The 17,107-nt window shown below is 72.4% G+C and carries 14 protein-coding genes; 6 read left to right on the top strand and 8 right to left on the bottom strand.

From position 1 onward, the window contains the following. Positions 1–10 precede the first annotated feature (10 nt). From GC203_RS01050 to GC203_RS01040, 3 genes are all read left to right on the top strand, one after another. Complete coding sequence (locus GC203_RS01050; protein ID WP_293450432.1) at positions 11–370, top strand: response regulator; 360 nt, start codon at positions 11–13, stop codon at positions 368–370. Between the two features lie 71 nt (positions 371–441). Then, on the top strand, positions 442–2,034 hold the full coding sequence (locus GC203_RS01045; RefSeq protein ID WP_293450430.1) for an amidase: 1,593 nt from the start codon (positions 442–444) through the stop codon (positions 2,032–2,034). Positions 2,035–2,120: 86 nt separating this feature from the next. Then, on the top strand, positions 2,121–3,413 hold the full coding sequence (locus tag GC203_RS01040) for an MFS transporter (RefSeq protein WP_293450428.1): 1,293 nt from the start codon (positions 2,121–2,123) through the stop codon (positions 3,411–3,413). Here GC203_RS01040 and GC203_RS01035 read toward each other — a convergent pair. After that, positions 3,368–3,628, bottom strand: coding sequence for a hypothetical protein (locus GC203_RS01035; protein ID WP_293450426.1), 261 nt, complete (start codon positions 3,626–3,628; stop codon positions 3,368–3,370). The genes GC203_RS01040 and GC203_RS01035 overlap by 46 nt on opposite strands. Positions 3,629–3,747: 119 nt before the next feature. Between GC203_RS01035 and GC203_RS01030 the strand changes: the two genes are divergently transcribed. Next, positions 3,748–5,022 carry a glycosyltransferase gene (locus GC203_RS01030; RefSeq protein WP_293450424.1) on the top strand — a complete coding sequence of 425 codons (1,275 nt, stop codon included), beginning with the start codon at positions 3,748–3,750 and terminating at the stop codon, positions 5,020–5,022. 9 nt (positions 5,023–5,031) lie between these two features. On the opposite strand, the gene GC203_RS01025 is transcribed toward GC203_RS01030, so the two are convergent. Then, on the bottom strand, positions 5,032–6,267 hold the full coding sequence (locus GC203_RS01025) for an acyl-CoA dehydrogenase family protein (RefSeq protein ID WP_293450422.1): 1,236 nt from the start codon (positions 6,265–6,267) through the stop codon (positions 5,032–5,034). Positions 6,268–6,343: 76 nt separating this feature from the next. Then, positions 6,344–7,459 carry an acyl-CoA dehydrogenase family protein gene (locus GC203_RS01020; protein ID WP_293450420.1) on the bottom strand — a complete coding sequence of 372 codons (1,116 nt, stop codon included), beginning with the start codon at positions 7,457–7,459 and terminating at the stop codon, positions 6,344–6,346. A gap of 229 nt (positions 7,460–7,688) precedes the next feature. Between GC203_RS01020 and pepN the strand changes: the two genes are divergently transcribed. Continuing rightward, positions 7,689–10,304, top strand: a complete 2,616-nt coding sequence (pepN, locus tag GC203_RS01015; RefSeq protein WP_293450418.1) for an aminopeptidase N — start codon at positions 7,689–7,691, stop codon at positions 10,302–10,304. Positions 10,305–10,400: 96 nt separating this feature from the next. After that, entirely contained in the window at positions 10,401–12,251 is a 1,851-nt protein-coding gene (locus tag GC203_RS01010; protein WP_293450416.1) for an ATP-binding protein, read from the top strand. On the opposite strand, the gene GC203_RS01005 is transcribed toward GC203_RS01010, so the two are convergent. From GC203_RS01005 to GC203_RS00985, 5 genes are all read right to left on the bottom strand, one after another. Continuing rightward, positions 12,230–12,709: a periplasmic heavy metal sensor gene (locus GC203_RS01005; RefSeq protein ID WP_293450414.1), complete on the bottom strand. Its 480-nt coding sequence runs from the start codon at positions 12,707–12,709 to the stop codon at positions 12,230–12,232. The two genes, GC203_RS01010 and GC203_RS01005, sit on opposite strands and share 22 nt — an antisense overlap. Continuing rightward, on the bottom strand, positions 12,706–13,122 hold the full coding sequence (locus GC203_RS01000) for a hypothetical protein (protein ID WP_293450412.1): 417 nt from the start codon (positions 13,120–13,122) through the stop codon (positions 12,706–12,708). The genes GC203_RS01005 and GC203_RS01000 overlap by 4 nt, the downstream gene beginning before the upstream one ends. Positions 13,123–13,129: 7 nt before the next feature. Then, positions 13,130–13,675, bottom strand: a complete 546-nt coding sequence (locus tag GC203_RS00995; protein WP_293450410.1) for an RNA polymerase sigma factor — start codon at positions 13,673–13,675, stop codon at positions 13,130–13,132. 32 nt (positions 13,676–13,707) lie between these two features. Next, complete coding sequence (locus GC203_RS00990; RefSeq protein ID WP_293450408.1) at positions 13,708–14,157, bottom strand: EF-hand domain-containing protein; 450 nt, start codon at positions 14,155–14,157, stop codon at positions 13,708–13,710. A 69-nt stretch (positions 14,158–14,226) separates the two neighbouring features. Then, positions 14,227–17,100, bottom strand: a complete 2,874-nt coding sequence (locus tag GC203_RS00985; protein ID WP_293450406.1) for a bifunctional [glutamine synthetase] adenylyltransferase/[glutamine synthetase]-adenylyl-L-tyrosine phosphorylase — start codon at positions 17,098–17,100, stop codon at positions 14,227–14,229. Between the last annotated feature and the right edge of the window lie 7 nt (positions 17,101–17,107).

Below are 17,107 nucleotides of genomic sequence, written 5' to 3'. Positions count from 1 at the left end.
GGTGAGTCGCGTGGACGTGTCGGGTGGTCACGTTCTCATCATTGAGGACGAGCCTATTATCGCGCTCGAGTTGGAGGCTCTGCTCTCCGATCTCGGGTACCGGACCTTCGATATCGCCGACTCTCCGGGCGACGCGATGCGCTTCGCCGCGTCGAACCGGCCCGATCTGATCACCGCCGACTACAGGATCCACAGCGGCACCGGCGCCGAGGCGGTGGAGCGGATCAGGGCCGCGTTCGGCCGGATCCCGGTCGTCTACGTGACCGGCAATCCCGACGCGTTCGACCACGGCGACACGCCGGTGGTGGACAAGCCGATCTCCCTCTCGGCGCTCGCCGCCGCCTGCGGCCGGGCGACAGGGGGAAGCTAACCTCCGCCGCGCTGGCGGCTGGCGCCCGGCGGCCGGACGGCTACAACGGCGGGACCCATACGAGGCCGCCCATGTTGAGATCCGTCGCCATCGCCGTCATGCTCGGGGCCTTGGCCGCCACCGCCCGAGCCCAGCCCCTCAGCCCCTACGCCTCGGCCGGAGAGCAGCAGGCGGCGATGACCGATGGGCGGGTCACGTCCGAACAGCTGGTCCGCGCCTATCTGGAGCGCATCGAACGCATCGACCGCGCCGGCCCCAAGCTCAACGCCGTCATCGCGCTCAACCCCCACGCCGTGGACGACGCGCGCCGGCTCGACGCGGAACGGCGCGCGGGCCAAGTCCGCGGGCCGCTCCATGGCGTGCCGGTGCTGCTGAAGGACAATATCGAGAGCCGCGAGAGCGGGCCCACCACCGCCGGCTCCCTCGCGCTCACCGCCAACGTCGCCGCGCAGGACGCGCCGATCGTGCAGCGCCTCGTCGAGGCCGGGGCCGTGATCCTGGGCAAGACCAACCTCTCCGAATGGGCCAACTTCCGCTCGCGCCAGTCGATCAGCGGCTGGAGCGCGGTGGGCGGGCTGGTGCGCAACCCCTATTCGCTGGACCGCAGCGCCTGCGGCTCGTCGTCGGGCTCGGGCGCGGGGATCGCCGCCGGCCTCGCCGCCGTGGCCCTGGGCACCGAGACCGACGGCTCGGTCACCTGCCCGGCGGCCATGAACGGGATCGTCGGCCTCAAGCCCACGGTCGGCCTCGTCTCTCGCACCGGCATCGCGCCGATCTCGCCCGAACAGGACACCGCCGGGCCGATGACCCGCACCGTGGCCGACGCGGCCGCCCTGCTCACCGTGATCGCCGGCGCCGACCCGGCCGATCCGGCGACGGCGGAGGCCGATGCGAAACGGGCGAACTACCTCGCCGCCCTGGACCGCGGCGCGCTCAAGGGCGCGCGCATCGGCGTCTGGCGGCCCAACAGCGGGCGTTCGCGCCAGATGGACGCGGTGTTCGACGCCGCGCTCCAGGTCCTGCGCGATCAGGGGGCCGTCCTGGTCGATGTCGCCGGCCCCGACGCCAAGACCACCGGGCGGATCGATACCCTGGAGGGCGACTGCCTGCGCATCGAATTCAAGGCGGCGATCGACGCCTACCTCGCCGCGACGCCGCCCGCCGTGAAGACCCGCTCGCTCGCCGACCTGATCGCCTTCAATGCCGCCGAGCCCCGCGAACTGGCGCTGTTCGGCCAGGACATCTTCGTCTCGGCCGAGTCCATGCCGCCGATCACCGACGCCGGCTACCTGGCCAAGCGCGCCGAGGCCACCACCCTGGCCCGCCGGGCGATCGACGACATGCTGGCCAAGGACGACCTCGCCGCCGTCGTCGCGCCCAGCGGCGGCCCGGCCTCGATCGTCGACCCGGTGAACGGCGGGCGCTTCTTCGGCTCGCCCTCGACGCCTCCGGCCGTGTCGGGATACCCGCACCTGACCGTGCCGGCGGGCTACGCGTCCGGCCTGCCGATCGGGATTTCGTTCCTGGGCCCCGCCTGGTCCGAGGCCCGGCTGCTGGGCCTGGGCTACGCCTTCGAACAGGCCTCCCACGCCCGCCGCGAGCCCGAGTTCATGCCGTCCGTCGCCGTCCGCCCTGAAATCGGTCAGGCCTTCGACCCGCAGTGAAACGCATCGCGCCGCGGTTCCGCGGCGCTTGCCAGCCGGCCCGGCCCCTGTGAGCGTGATTTCGGGGTCTCGGACGGGGGGCGTCGATGACGATGGACTTCAAGATCGACGGCGAGGCCGAGGCGATGGCCCTGTCGGGCCGGCCGCCCGACTCGCCGCGGCTCTCGGACGGCGAGCGCCGGACAATGCTGATCTATGGCGGCGTCGCGCTCACGCTCTGCCAGTTCGCCGTGCCCTACGAGGGCCTGATCGGCCTCCCGGTCGTGTTCTTCCTCAAGAACCGGCTGCACATGTCGGCCCACGACGTGGCGCTGTTCAACCTGCTGGCCTCGATTCCGCTGTTCGTGGGGTTCGCGTTCGGGTTCCTCCGCGACGTCTGGAGCCCGCTCGGGCGCGGGGACCGCGGCTTCATGGTGATCTTCGCCCCCATGGCGGCGGCGGCCTACGGCGTGCTGGCCGCGCGGGCGCCCAGCTACGGCCTGCTGCTCGGCGGCGTGCTAGCGGTGACCATCGGCCTGCAGTTCGTGTTCGCGGCCCTGCGCGGCGCCACCTCCATGCTGAGCCAGGAGGAGGCGATCACCGGCCAGGCCAGCGTGATGGGCAACCTCGCCGTGCTCGCGCCCAACCTGGCCGCCTACTTCCTGGGCGGAGCGCTCTCCCAGTACCTCGAAGGCCGCGACGCGGTGACGGCCGCGCGGCTGCTGTTCGGCCTGGGCGCGGCGCTCATGGCGGCCGTGGCGATCCTCGGCGCCTTCGGCCCGCGGCGGCTGCTGGACGCGCACCACGCCCGGCCGCGCGATCGCGGCGCCGCCCACGACATCGCGCGTCTCTTCCGCAACCGTCCGCTCTATCCGGTGATGGCGATCCAGCTCCTGTGGCAGTTCGCGCCCGCGGCCGGCGCGGTGCTTCAGTTCCATCTGTCCAACGACCTGCACGCCACCGACGCCCAGGTCGGGGCCTGGTTCGGCATCTTCATGGGCGCCTTCACCCCGGTGATGTTCGCCTATGGCTGGCTTTGCCGGCGGGTAAGGCTGCGGACCCTGCTGTGGGTCGGCGCCGCCATGGCGGTGGTCCAGATGTCGCCGCTGCTGTTCGTGCGGAACCCGACCGAGGCGCTGGTGGCGGCGGCGGTCATCGGCCTGATCGGCGGCTTGGCCCAGGCGGCCTTCACCGACCTGGCGATCCGCGCCTGCCCGCCCGGCCTGCAGGGCGCGATGATGATGATGTTCGTCGCCATGTTCTTCGTCTCGCTTCGCTTCGGCGACCTGCTGGGCGCCTGGCTCTACGACCGCCAGGGCGGCTTCCAGACCGCCGTCTTCGCCAGCATCGCGGCCTATGCCGCGATCCTGCTGGTGTTGCCCTTCGTGCCCAAGGCCTGACCCGCACCGTCGACGGCGAGACGATTTCCGGCCCCTCGGAAGCCGTCGCGACTTGAACCATGGCCGCGCGGCGCGGGCGGACGGCCGCGCGCGGGTTTCAGGGCCGCCTTGAAACCGCCGCCATGACCGATGACATCGTCGGCGCGGTCGATAGTATGGCCGCGCTCCGCGTCGACCGGGTGAGTCGGGGCAACGGCCCGGCGATCGGTCTTCAAGGGCGCCTCCGCGGATCGCTCCGCGCGCGGACGCGCCCTTCGGCAAGAGGACGGGACCACTGGCCGGAATCTGGAAACGCAAGGCGACGCGGCGCGCCACCAAGGCCCTGAAAGCCAAGGTGCTGCGGCCCGCCTCCCAGGCCGAACTGTTCAGCGCCGCCGCCAGCAGCATCATCGAGCGCCGCTCGGGCCGCGGCCTCGAAGGCCTGCCGCCCCGCTACGAGAACGTCCTGCGCCTGGGCGGCGAACGCGAGCCGGGCGAGGGCTTCCACCTCATCGACACCACCATGATGTACGCGCCCCGCTCCGGCGGCGTGAAGCGCTACCTCATGGCCAAGCGCGCCTGGCTGGCCCGCCGGCGGCGCGACATCGACCACACGCTGGTGGTGCCCGGCGCGCGCACCCGCGCCGAGGCCGAGGGCGTGGTCAGCATCTCCGCAGCGCGCCTGCCGTTCGGCAACGGCTACCGCATGCCCGCCAGCCTCACCAAGTGGGAGACGGTGCTGCGCATCCTGGAGCCCGACGTCATCGAGGCCGGCGACGTCTTCGTGCCCGGCCACGCGGCGCTCTACGCGGGCGAGGCCCTGGGCGTCCCCGTCGTGGGCTTCTGCCACACCGACGCCGCGGCCCTGGCGGCCCTGCACTTCGGCGAATGGGCCGAAGCGCCCACCTTCAGCTTCTGGGCCCAGGCCTACCAGCGCTTCGACCACGTGGTCGCGCCCAGCCGCCACATGGCCGGCCGCCTCGCCGAGGCGGGCGTCACCCGCATGTCGATCCAGCAGCTCGGCGTCGACACCGACCTGTTCCATCCGGCGCGCGGCGACCGCGCCCGGCTGATCCGCCGCCTGGGCCTGCCGGCCAACACCCGCCTGCTGGTCTTCGCCGGCCGCCCGGCGCGCGAGAAGAACATCGAGTCCATGGTGGCCGCGGTCGAGCGGCTGGGCGCGCCCTACCGCCTGCTGCTGGTGGGCGCGGGCAAGGACGTGACCTGGTCGCCCCGGGTGATCAGCCTGGACTTCGAGCGCGACCCCGTGCGCCTCGCCGGCCTGCTCGCCTCGTGCGACGCCGCCCTGCACGCCAACGAGAACGAGATCTTCGGCCTCTTCGTGCTCGAGGCCATGGCCGCGGGCCTGCCGGTCGTAGGCTCGCGCCGCGGCGGCGTGGGCGAGCTGATCGACGAGACCGTGGGCCAGCCCGCCGACAATGTCGAACCGGCCGGTCTGGCGGAAGCGATCGACGCCCTGTTCCGGCGCGACCTGTCGGCGGTCTCCGCCGCCGCGCGGCGCCGCGCCGAGACCCGCCACGGCTGGGACGCCACCTTCGAGGCGCTGACCGGCCTCTACGAGCGCCTCATCGACGGCCGCGCCGTGGAATCGCTGGCGCTCACGGCCTGAGGCTCGCCGTCACCGGCCCGTCGGCAAGTCCTTGAACGCCACGTCCTTGTCGACGCGGATGTCGCCGGGCAGGCCCAGCACCCGCTCGGCGATGATGTTCTTCAGGATCTCGTCGGTGCCGCCGGCGATGCGCAGGCCCGGCGCGCTCATCAGCGACATGTGGAACGCCCCGCCCAGCGGCGAGAGGGCCGGGTCGTTGATGATCCCGAACTGGTCCAGCATCTCCACCGCCGAATTGGCGAGGTCCTGCATCTGCAGGGCCGAGACCACCTTGCCGATCGAGCTTTCCGGCCCCGGCGTCTGGCCGCGGCTGAGCGCGGTCATGGTGCGGTTGCGGGTGTGTTTGAGGCCCTCGGTGGCGACGTACCAGTCGGCCAGCTTCTCGCGCAGCGCCCGATCCTTGATCGCCGGCGCGCCATCCAGGCCGGTGATGTCGCGGGCCGCCTCCAGGAACTGGCTCCAGCTGGCCCCCGACGGCCCGCCGACCGCCAGCCGCTCGTTCATCAGGGTGACGAGGCTGACGCGCCAGCCGTCGTTCACCGCGCCCAGACGCTGGCTGTCCGGCACGCGCACGCCGGTGAAGAACACCTCGTTGAAGCCCGAGCCGCCCGACATCTGGTGGATCGGCCGCACCTCGATGCCCGGGTCGCTCATGTCGACCCAGAACATGGTCAGGCCCTTGTGCTTGGGCGCCTCCGGATCGGTGCGCACCACCACGATCCCGAAGTTCGAGAACTGGGCGCCTGTCGTCCACACCTTCTGACCGTCGATGATCCAGTCGCCCGAGCCGTCCGGCGCCTTGACCGCCCGGGTGCGCGCCGCCGCCACGTCCGAACCGCCCGAGGGCTCGGAGAACAGCTGGCACCAGATCTCCTCGCCCCTGAGGGCCGGCCCCACGAACCGCGTCTTGGTGTCGGCGTCGGCGAAGGCCATCACGGTCGGCACGCACATGCCGAGCCCGATCTGGAACGGGTTCGGCGGCACCGGATGCCTGGCCTCCTCCTGGTTGAAGATCACCTGCTGGACCGGGTTGCCGCCCGGGCCGCCCCACTCCTTGGGCCAGGTGATGCAGGCGTAGCCGGCCGCGGCCTTCTTCGCCTGCCAGGCCTTGGAGGCGGCCATGGTGTCCTTCGACCCGCCTTCCATGTCGTCCATGCCGACGCCGGTCTTGGGCGCGTTCTGTTCGAGCCACGCCCGGACCTGGGCGCGGTAGGCGGCTTCTTCGGGGCTGTCGTTGAAGTCCATTCCGTATCCTCCGTCATCCCGGCCAACGGAGCGCCGAAGGCGCGCAGGCCGAGCCGGGACCCAGTCGATGAGATGCCTAGGCGGCGATGTTCCTGCGTTCGAGCTGGCTCACTAGCCGTTCCTTCCAGACCCGGGGCGCGCCGGCCACCAGGGCCAGCTGCCGCGAGCGGCGGTAGTAGAGGTGGGCGTCCACCTCCCAGGTGAAGCCGATCCCGCCGTGGGTCTGGATGTTCTCCTTGGCCGCGAACCAGAAGGCCTCGCTGGCCGCGATCCGCGCCGCGCTCGCGGCCACCGGCAGTTCCGGCGCGCCCGTGTTGAGCGCCCAGGCGCCGTAGTAGGCGTTGGACCGGGCCAGTTCGTTCTTCACGTAGATGTCGGCCAGCTTGTGCTTGATGGCCTGGTAGCTGGCGATCACGCGCCCGAACGCGTAGCGCTCCAGCGCATAGGCCTTGGCCATCTCCAGGCAGCGGTCGGCGCCGCCGGTCTGCTCGAACGCCATCAGCACCGCGGCGCGGTCCAGCACCTGCTCCAGCAGCGCGAAGCCCTCGCCCGCCCCACCCAGCCGCTCGGCCGGCGCGCCGTCGAAGACCAGCTTCGCCGCGTCGCGGGTGGGATCCAGCGTGGCCAGGGGCTCGCGCGTGACGCCGGCCGAAAGGTCCGCCAGGAACAGGCCCGGCTGGCCGCCTTCCTTGGCCAGCACGACGGCGTGGGTGGCGATGTCGCCGTCGGTCACCGGCAGCTTGGTCCCCGACAGCTTGCCGCCCGAGACGCTGGCCTGGAGGTTGCCCGCCGTCGTCACGCCCGGCCCTTCCGAGGTCGCAAGACAACCGATCACTTCGCCCGCGGCGATCTTGGGCAGCAGGGCCTTCTTCTGCGCCTCGGTCCCCGCCAGCATCACCGCCTCGGCGAGCACGTAGACCGTCGAGGCGAACGGGATCGGGGCCACCACCCGGCCCAGCTCCTCGGCGATGGCGCAGAGCTCGATGTGGCCCAGGCCCAGCCCGCCGTATTCCTCGGGGATCGCCGCTCCAAGCCACCCTTGCGCGGCGACAGCCGCCCAGAGCGCCTCGTCATAGGCCTTGGCGTCGTCGTCGAGCACCTTGCGGACCTTGGCGGTCGAGCAGTTGGCCTCGAGGAACTTGCGCGCCTCGTCCTTCAGGAACTTCTGGTCGTCGGAATAGTCGAAATTCATCGCGTCCCATCCGCCGGTTGGCCCGGTCTGGCGTTTCCTCAGGAGGCCTTCCCGCTCACGATGAAGCAACGGGGGCGGACGAGAAGGCCTCCAAGCCTAAAGAGCGAGCACGTGGAAACGTGCTCAGGCCGCCACCATCGCGCCCGGACGCCACGGAAGGAAAGCCCGACGTGGCGGAAGGCGCGCGCCTCGCCTTGGCGCCGCCCCATCCACGAGCCTAGATGGCGGCATGCGCACCGAAACGCCCCAGCCCATCCGGCTCTCCGAGTACCGCCCGCCCGCCTTCCTGGTCGACGAGGTCCACCTGACCTTCGAGCTGGAGCCCAGCGCCACGCGGGTGAAGGCCCGCCTCGCCGTGCGCCGCAACGGCGACCACAAGGACCCGCTGAAGTTCAACGGCGAGCGGCTGAAGCCCGTCAGCGTCGCCGTCGACGGCCGCGAGCTGGCCGAGGCCGAGCACACCATCGACGCCGAGTTCCTCACCATCCCCGACGTCCCCGACGCCTTCACCCTGGAGACCGAGGTCGAGATCGACCCGAAGAACAACAAGGCCCTCGAAGGCCTCTACATGTCGGGCGGGCGCTTCTGCACCCAGTGCGAGTCTGAGGGCTTCCGCAAGATCACCTTCTGGCCCGACCGGCCCGACGTGCTGTCGCGCTTCACCGTGCGGATCGAGGCCGACAAGGCGTTCCACCGCCTGCTGGCCAACGGCAACCTGATGGAGAGCGGCGCCCTCGACGGCGGCCGCCACTACGCCGTCTGGAACGACCCCTTCCCCAAGCCCTGCTACCTCTTCGCCCTGGTGGCCGGCGAGCTGGACGTGCTGGAGGACAAGCTCGTCACCATGAGCGGGCGCACGGTCGACCTGCGCATCTACGTCGATCCCGGCATGGCGCCGCGCGCGGCCTACGCCATGGACGCGCTCAAGCGCTCGATGAAGTGGGACGAGGAGACCTACGGCCGCGAGTACGACCTCGACCTGTTCATGATCGTGGCGGTGCGCGACTTCAACTTCGGGGCCATGGAGAACAAGGGCCTCAACGTCTTCAACTCCTCGCTGCTGCTGGCCGACCCGGCCACCGCCACCGACCTCGACTACGAGCGCATCGAGGCGGTCGTGGCGCACGAGTACTTCCACAACTGGACCGGCAACCGGATCACCTGCCGCGACTGGTTCCAGCTGTGCCTCAAGGAAGGCCTGACCGTCTTCCGCGAGCAGGGCTTCTGCGCCGACATGCGCGGCCACGCGGTCGCCCGCATCAAGGCCGTGAAGGTGCTGCGGATGCGGCAGTTCTCGGAGGACCAGGGCCCCCTGGCCCACGCCGTGCGCCCGTCCAGCTACATGAAGATCGAGAACTTCTACACGGCGACGATCTACGAGAAGGGCTCCGAGGTCATCGGCATGCTGAAGACCCTGATCGGGGCCGAGGCGTTCCGGAAGGGCATGGACCTCTACTTCGAGCGCTGGGACGGCCACGCCACCACGGTGGAGGCCTTCATCCAGTGCTTCGCCGAGGCCTCGGGCAAGGACCTCACCGACTTCTTCGCCTGGTACGAACAGGCGGGCACGCCGCGGGTGTCGATGACCGGCCGCTACGACGAGGACCGCCAGGCCCTGGAGCTTACCTTCACCCAGGCCAATCCGCCGACCACGGGCCAGGAGACCAAGCGCCCGCTGCCGATCCCCGTCACCGTCGGCCTGCTGGACCCCGAGGGCCGCACCCTGGCCTTCGAGCGCGACGGCCAGGCGGTGGACGAGACGGTGATCGTCCTGGACGGCGACGAGACCACCGTGACGCTCACGGGCGTCGACGCCCCGCCGGTGGTCTCCGCCCTGCGCGGCTTCTCCGCGCCGGTGGTGCTGAAGTCGGACGCCCCGGCCAAGGACCGCTACCTCCAGCTTTCGGCCGACCCCGACCTCTTCAACCGCTGGGAGGCGGGCCAGGAGCTGGCCGCCGACCTCATCCTCTCGCGCGCCGGCGGGCGGCCCAACGAGGTGGGCGAGGAGCGCTACGCCGACGCCGTCGGCCGCGCCCTGGTCGACCAGGCGTCCGATCCGGCGTTCAAGGCGCTGCTGCTGGCCCTGCCGGCCGAGACCGACCTCGCCCTGCTGCGCAGCCCGGTCGATCCCGCCGCGATCCACGACGCGCGCGAGAAGCTGCGCGAGCGGCTGGCCCTCCACCTCAACGGCGAGCTGCGCCACCTGCACACCGGCCTGCAGGACCTCGGCGAATTCTCGCCCGACGCCGCCGGCGCCGGCCGCCGCGCCCTGCGCAACGCCGCCCTCGACCTGATGGCGGCCAACCCGCGCCACGAGACGGCCGACATCGCCTTCGGCCACTATCAGGCGGCCGCCAACATGACCGACGCCATCGGCGGCCTCAACGCCCTGATGCTGATCGGCGGTTCGCTCTACGAGGAGGCGCTGGACGACTTCTTCGACCGCTGGAAGGACGAGCCGCTGGTGATCGACAAGTGGTTCGCGCTGCAGGCCCGCGATCCGGGCGAGGAGGCCCTGGGCCGCATCCTGGCGCTCACCGCGCACCCGGCATTCGACGCCCAGAACCCGAACCGCCTGCGCGCGCTCGTCTCCACCTTCGCCAACTTCAACCCGTCCCGCTTCCACGATCCCAGCGGCGCGGGCTACCGGTTCCTGGCCGACCAGATCATCGCGGTCGACCGCTTCAATCCCATGACCGCGGCGCGCCTGGTCGATCCGCTCGGCGGCTGGAAGCGGCTCAAGCCCGAACTGGGCGCGCTGATGAAGGCGGAACTGGAACGGATTGTCGCGGTCGAGGGCCTCTCGCGCAACGTTTACGAATTGGCGACTCGGGCCCTCGCTTGATGCGACGTTAACCCACGATGACCGTGGGCCCCGGATCGGATTAGACTTCGCCGGTCCGGATATACGGAGCACTGGGGAGTCAAGGGAGCGGCGGCCTTGGCCGAACGCGGGGGCGAGAACTTGACCGGGGTGACGCCCGAGCGGCGTAGCCGTCGGCGTATCACGGGCCAGCGCCGGCTGGCGCGTCCCGCCGTGCTGGCCCTGCTCGTCCTGCTCGCCGTCCTGGGGGTTTCCGCCGTGGTGCGCCTGCGCGGCGGCGTGCCCGGGCCCGTCGAACTGGCCGCCTGGTTCATGGCGCCATTCGCCGCCGCCTTCGGCCTGGCCTTCCTGCTGATGCTGGAGATGCGCCGCGTCGAGAAGATCGCCGCCGACCGCAGCGATTCCGAACAGCGCTTCCGCATGGCCGTGGAGGCCGCGCGATGCGGCATCTGGGAATGGGACCTGGCCAGCGACCGCATCTTCATGTCGGACGTGACCGCCGCCCTGTTCGGCTGGCGCGGCGGCGACGTGGACGGCCAGCAGGTGCTCGACCGGGTCGCGCCCGGCCACCGCGACGACATGCGCGAGGCGCTGTCGACCGCCGCCATCTACGGCGACTTCGACGTCTCGTTCCGCGTGCCGCCCATCGCCGGCGCCCGGCCGGTGTGGATCGACTTCCGCGGCCGCGGCTTCGGAGACAGCGGCAAGGGCGGCTTCGCGCGCATCATCGGCGTGGCGCTCGACGTCACCGAGGAGCGCCTGGCCCAGGCCCGCGCCCAATCCGCCGAGAGCCGGCTGCGCGACGCCATCGAGAGCACGTCCGAGGCCTTCGTGCTGTGGGACCGCCACGGCCGGCTGGTGATGTGCAACGCCAACTTCCGCGACTACTTCCAGCTCGAGGTCGAGCTGCTGCGCACCGGCGTCGGCCGCGAGCAGGTGGAGCGTGCCGCCCGCAACGCCATCCGCCGCGAGGTTCCGGCCCCGGGCGGCCGCCGCGGCGTGCGCGAGGCCGAACTTTCCGACGGCCGCTGGGTGCAGATTTCCGAACGTCCCACCGCCGAGGGCGGCCTGGTGGTCAGCGCCGCCGACATCACCGTGCTCAAGACCCAGGAGGAGGCGCGTCGGCTCAAGGAGGAGGAGCTGCGCCGCGCCGTCGCCAACCTGGAGAAGAGCCAGGAACAGCTGTCGGAGCTGGCCCGCAAGTACGAGGCCGAGAAGATCCGCGCCGAGGCCGCCAGCCAGGCCAAGAGCGAGTTCCTCGCCAACATGAGCCACGAGCTGCGCACGCCGCTGAACGCCATCAACGGCTTCTCCGAGATCATGTCGGGCGAGATGTACGGCCCGCTCGGCGACGCCCGCTACCGCGACTACGCCCGCGACATCCTCAACTCCGGCCAGCACCTCCTGGCGCTGATCAACGACATCCTCGACATGTCGAAGATCGAGGCCGGCAAGCTCAACCTGCGCTTCGAGCCGATCTGCCTGGAGGAGATGGCCGAGGACGCCATCCGCCTGGTGCGCAACCGGGCCGAGGCCGCCGGCCTCTCGCTGATCCTCGATTTCATCGACCTGCCCGACGTGGAGGCCGACCACCGGGCGATCAAGCAGGTGCTGCTCAACCTGCTGTCCAACGCCATCAAGTTCACGCCCCGCGGCGGACGCATCGTCGTGCGCGGCGAGCGGCGCGACGACCCCCAGGGCGAGCGGGTCCGCATCAGCGTGCAGGACACCGGCATCGGCATCGCGCCGCGCGACCTCGAACGGCTGGCCCGTCCCTTCGAGCAGGTCGAGAGCCAGCAGTCCAAGACCACCCAGGGCACCGGCCTGGGCCTGGCGCTCACCAAGTCGCTCGTTGAGATGCACGGCGGCCTGCTCGACCTGAAGAGCGCGCCCGGCCAGGGCACCATCGCCAGCTTCTCCCTACCCCTCCGCCACTCGGCGTCGGCTCAGGGCGCGGCGGCCGCCTGAGCCTTTCCGTGCTTCGGCCCGGCGGGGCGGGCCAGCGCCTCGCCGAACCGCCGCCGCTCGGGCCGAGGCAGGCCGGCGGCGAAGGTCACGATCCGGCGGTCCATCTCCGTGCGGCTCTCGGCTTCCAGGTCCCGGGCCTTGCGCAGGTTGGCCACGGCCGCGTCGGCGTCGAACGGCTCGTCGCCGAAGCCCAGCATGGTCTGGCGCATCAGCCGGCGCGCCTGGCGCACCTTGGGGCCGTACGTCTGGGCGAATTCCGGCATCTGCGCGCGCCACGCGGCCTGGTCGTCGGGGGGCAGGACCGCGACCGCGGCGGCCACCGGATTGCGGGGCCGCAGCTCCTGGCCGCCCCCGTCCGGCGGTCCGCGGTTCAGCTTCGCGCCCACGAAGGCGCCGGCCACGAAGACGTTGAGCGCCAGCGACACGAACAGCACGGTCAGGAGGATCGGGCGACTCATGCGCCCTCGCCCAGGGCATAGGCGATCGCCACGTCGTCGCCGGCGATGGTCGCCACGATCGCATCGCTCTCGCCGCCGGCCGGCCGGGCCGAGAACTGGGCGCCCGCCAGCAGGCCGGCCGCGCAGGCCGCGGCGAGTCCCGCGCCCATCCCGGCCGGAACCAGCCAGCCGGTCCATCGGCGTCTTGGCCGCGGCGCGGTGGCCAGGATGCGCCCGGCCAGGGCGGCGTCGGCGCGTGGCGGCGGCGCGGCGTCCAGCGCCGCGTCCAGCCCGCGCGCCAGGGCCAGCACGCCCTGCGCCCACTCGGGCCGGGCCGTCATCAACTCGGCCGCGGCGTCACGCTCGGCCGGCGGCCAGCGGGCGACGTCGCCGCCGAACGCCTCGGCCAGGGTTTCGAAACGCTCCGGGGTCATGTCTCCCTCATGCCTCCCTGAGATCGGTGAGCGCGGCCCTCAACGCACGACGGCCGCGGCCCAGCAGGCCTTCCAGGGCCTCGACGCTGACGCCCATCACGGCGGCGGCCTCGATGTTGCCCAGCTCCTGGTAGTGGCAGAGCACGATCGCCTCGCGCTGCCGGTCGGGCAGGCCCTGCAGCGCCGCGGCCACGCGCCGGCCGACATCCTGCGCCTCCAGCCCGCGATCGGGCGCCGGGCCCTCGTCGGGCCGTTCGGGCGGATCGGCCGTCGCCAGTTCGCGGCGGCGACGCAGGCGATCGTAGCAGAGGTTGAGCGCCACACGGTGCAGCCAGGTGTCGAACCGCGCCCCGCCGTCGGCCCGCCACCGCGGCGCCTGCTTCCACACCCGCAGGAAGGCCTCCTGCGCCACGTCCTCGGCCTCCGCCGGGTCGCCCAGCATCCGCCCGGCGAGCGAAAGCAGCCGTGGCAGCTTGCGGGCCACCAGGGCGCGCGCGGCGACGGAGTCGCCGCGCGCCACCTCCCGGAGGAGCGCCTCGTCCGGATCGCTCAATCCTGGCCTTCCCGCGCGGCGGCGCGCCGGCCCTATTGAGGAGCCGGACCGCCACGCATCTTCTGCCGCATCATGAGCAGCTCGCCCTTCGAGAGCCAGCCGTCTCCGTTGGTGTCGGCCATCTTGAACCGGCGCTCGGCGCCGGCCGCCATCTCGGCCTTGGTCACCGCGCCGTCGTGGTTCGCGTCGAGCCGCATCAGCATGCCGCCCGGGCCGCCGCCGGGGCGCGGGCCACGACCGGCGGCCTCTGCCCGCTTGGCCATGGCGTCCACCTCGTCCTGGGTGATCTTGCCGTCGTTGTTCGCGTCCATGCGGGCGAACATGCGGGTCTGCCGCTGGGCCTCGCCGGCCTTGAACTCGGCCAGAGTGACCTTGCCGTCGTGATCGGCGTCGAAATCGGGCGGGCCGCCGCCCGGTCCGGGTTGCGCGTGCGCGGCTGTGGCGAGGGCGGCGACAGCGGCGGCGAGAAGAATGCGTTTCATGGATCCTCGGGACTTGTCTGCTCCCCCAAAGCCTTGCACGCGGCCCGGCCGGGATTCCGTCGCAAAGGTCTAGGTCACCACCTCCAGGTAGGCCGCCCGCGCCGCCGCCTGCGCCGCGGCCAGCCGCTTCACCAGGGCCTTGAACGTGCGCGCCCCGCCGGCCCGCGCCAGCAGCGCCTGGAACGCGCGCGGCTCGGCCGCCGGGTCAGGATCGTCGTCCAGCGCCACCTTGAGCAGCTGGGTCAGGTCCTGCTGCAGCCGCCAGGCGTCCTCCAAGGCGTTCAGCGCCGGGGCCGGCGCGAGCCCCGCCGCGCCCAGCGCGGACAGCGCCCGCGCCGTGTTCGGGAGCAGCGGCCCGCCCTCGGCGGCGTGCGCGAGCTGCAGGAACTGGGCGGCGAACTCGATGTCGACCAGGCCGCCGGGCCCCAGCTTCAGGTCCCAGTCGCCGTGCGGCGGGCGCTCGCGCTCCATCAGCGCCCGCATCTCGCGCACATCGTGGGCCGTGCGCGTCCGGTCGCGCGGCCGGCGCAGCGCGGCCTCGATCGCCGCGGCCGCGTCGCGCGCGAAGGCTTCCGAAGTGGCCCAGGCCACCCGCGCCCGGGTCAGGGCCAGCAGCTCCCACGTCTCGGCCTCGCCCAGGTAGTAGTCGCCGAAGGCGGCGAAGCTCACCGCCACCGGCCCCTTGGTGCCCGAGGGGCGCAGCTGCATGTCCACCTCGTACAGCTGGCCCTCCGCGGTGGGCGAGGACAGGGCCGCGATCAGCCGCTGCGTGAAACGGCCGTAGAACGTCGAGGCGTCCCAGCCCCTGGTCTCCGACGTCGCCGCCGGGTCGTGCGCCCGGTACAGCGTCATCAGGTCGAGGTCGGAAGTCGCGCTCATCTCGCGCGAGCCGCACTTGCCCAGGGCCACCACCGCCACCTCGCCGGGGAAGGCGCCGCCCAGCCGCTCGGCCTCGGCGAGCGCGGCGGGCGCCAGGGCCTCCATGCAGACGTCGGCCAGGTCGGCGAAGGCCTTGCCGGCGATCTCGGCCGTGGCCGCGCCGCTCATCACCTGCACGCCCACCCGGAACGCCTGCTCGCGATGGATGCGGCGCGCGGCGTCCATCGCGCCCTCGAAGCCCTCGGCCCGCGCCACCGCCCGGGCCATGTCGGCGCGCTCGCGGGCGATGTCGATCTCGGCGAAGAAGTCCGGGTCGATCATGGCGTCGATCGCCGCGGGGCGCCGGGCCAGCGTCGAGGCCAGCCGCGGCGCGAAGGCCAGCACCTGCACCACCAGCTCGAACAGCTTGGGCTGGGCCAGGAACAGCGACTGCAGCTGCACCCCGGTGGTGAGGCCGCCGAAGAAGTCGCAGAAGCGGTTGAAGGCTGCGTTGGGCGCGCCGGTCGCCCGCGCGGCCTCCAGCAGCTGCGGCGCCAGCCGGGTGAACAGCTCGCGGCCCCGCTCGGTGCGGGTGGCCGCCACCCGGCCGTGGTGCCAGGCGCGGATCGTCTGGGAGACCCGGGCCGGATTGTCGAAGCCCATGCGCGCCAGGGTGGCCAGGGTCTCGGGGTCGTCGTCGACGCCGGTGAACACCAGGCTGCCGAACCGCGACGACAGCGGCTCCTCCTCGGCGAACAGCTCGCCGTAGCGCGCGTTCACCGCCTTCAGCGTCCGGGTGATGGCCGCATCGAAGCTGCGCAGCTGCGCGAAGCCCGAAAGCGCCGCCACCCGCCGCCGGTCGGCGTCGGCCTCGGGCAGCTTGTGGGTCTGTTCGTCGGCCAGCATCTGCACCCGGTGCTCGACCCCGCGCAGGAACCGGTAGGACGCCGCCATCTCCTCGGCCGCCTCGCGCCCCACGTGGCCGGCCGCGGCGAGGGCCTCCAAGGCGTCGAGGGTGCGCGAGCTGCGCAGCTCGGCGTGGCGGCCCCCCAGGATGAGCTGCTGGGTCTGGACGTAGAACTCGATCTCGCGGATGCCGCCCCGCCCCAGCTTCAGGTCCACGCCCTTGGCCGCGACGCGCTCGTCCACCTTGAAGGCGTGGATCTGGCGCTTGATCGAGTGGATGTCGGCGATGGCGGCGAAGTCGAGGTTCTTGCGCCAGATGTAGGGCTGCAGCTCCTCCAGGAAGGCGTTGGCGGCGGCGAGGTCGCCGGCGCAGGCGCGGGCCTTGATGAAGGCCGCCCGCTCCCAGTTCTGGCCGACGGTCTCGTAGTACTCCAGCGCCGCGGGCACCGGCACGGCGGGCGGCGTCGAGGACGGGTCCGGCCGCAGGCGCAGGTCCATGCGGAAGACGTAGCCGTCGGCGGTCCGCGCCTGCATCAGCTCCGACACCCGCTGGGTCAGCTGCACCGCGAACGCCAGGGGCTCCACGCCGTCCGCCAGGACGGCCTCCAGCGGCTCGGGCTCGAAGAAGACCGAGACGTCGATGTCGCTGGAGTAGTTCAGCTCGAACGCGCCCTGCTTGCCCATGGCCACGCAGAACCAGCCCGGGACCGGGCCCGCCGCGCCCTCGCCCAGCCGCGTCATCCGCCCGGCCTCCAGTTCGGCCCGCGCCGCCACGGCCAGCGACGCGGCCACGGCGGCGTCGGCGAAGCGGGTGAGCGCGCCGGTCGTGCGGTCCAGGTCCCAGACCCCGCCGAGGTCGGCGAGCGCGGTGAGCAGGTGCAGCTCCTGCTTCAGCCGGCGCAGCTCGACGGTCGCGGCCTCCACGCCCAGGCCCGCGGCCGCGGCCGTGCGGGCCAGCACCGCGTCGAGCCGCGCGTCGGGATCGTCCGCCAGCAGCTCGGCCAGCCGCGCCGGCGCCCGCCGCGCCAGGCTCGCGAGATAGGGCGAGGCGGCGAACACCGGCGCCAGGGCCGCCCACACGGGCTCGGGCAGGGTCAGGTCCAGCGCCTTGCGCAGGCGCTCGGCGGCCTTGGCGTCGATCACCGGCCCGCAGGGTTTGAGCGCCTCGCCGAGCGTCATGGCGCCA

Origin of the sequence: Phenylobacterium sp., from assembly GCF_016124325.1 — a bacterium.
Lineage (GTDB): Bacteria > Pseudomonadota > Alphaproteobacteria > Caulobacterales > Caulobacteraceae > Phenylobacterium.
Note: the sequence above shows the minus strand (reverse complement) of the source record. Positions and strands in the feature narration are given on the sequence as shown.

Bases quoted from the DNA above. Each gene is read 5' to 3' on its own strand.
- GC203_RS00990 (WP_293450408.1), bottom strand. From the start codon at position 14,157: ATGAAACGCATTCTTCTCGCCGCCGCTGTCGCCGCCCTCGCCACAGCC.
- GC203_RS01025 (WP_293450422.1), bottom strand. From the start codon at position 6,267: ATGGACTTCAACGACAGCCCCGAAGAAGCCGCCTACCGCGCCCAGGTC.
- GC203_RS00985 (WP_293450406.1), bottom strand. From the start codon at position 17,100: ATGACGCTCGGCGAGGCGCTCAAACCCTGCGGGCCGGTGATCGACGCC.
- GC203_RS01005 (WP_293450414.1), bottom strand. From the start codon at position 12,709: ATGAGTCGCCCGATCCTCCTGACCGTGCTGTTCGTGTCGCTGGCGCTC.
- GC203_RS01020 (WP_293450420.1), bottom strand. From the start codon at position 7,459: ATGAATTTCGACTATTCCGACGACCAGAAGTTCCTGAAGGACGAGGCG.
- GC203_RS01040 (WP_293450428.1), top strand. From the start codon at position 2,121: ATGACGATGGACTTCAAGATCGACGGCGAGGCCGAGGCGATGGCCCTG.
- GC203_RS01045 (WP_293450430.1), top strand. From the start codon at position 442: ATGTTGAGATCCGTCGCCATCGCCGTCATGCTCGGGGCCTTGGCCGCC.
- GC203_RS01000 (WP_293450412.1), bottom strand. From the start codon at position 13,122: ATGACCCCGGAGCGTTTCGAAACCCTGGCCGAGGCGTTCGGCGGCGAC.
- pepN (WP_293450418.1), top strand. From the start codon at position 7,689: ATGCGCACCGAAACGCCCCAGCCCATCCGGCTCTCCGAGTACCGCCCG.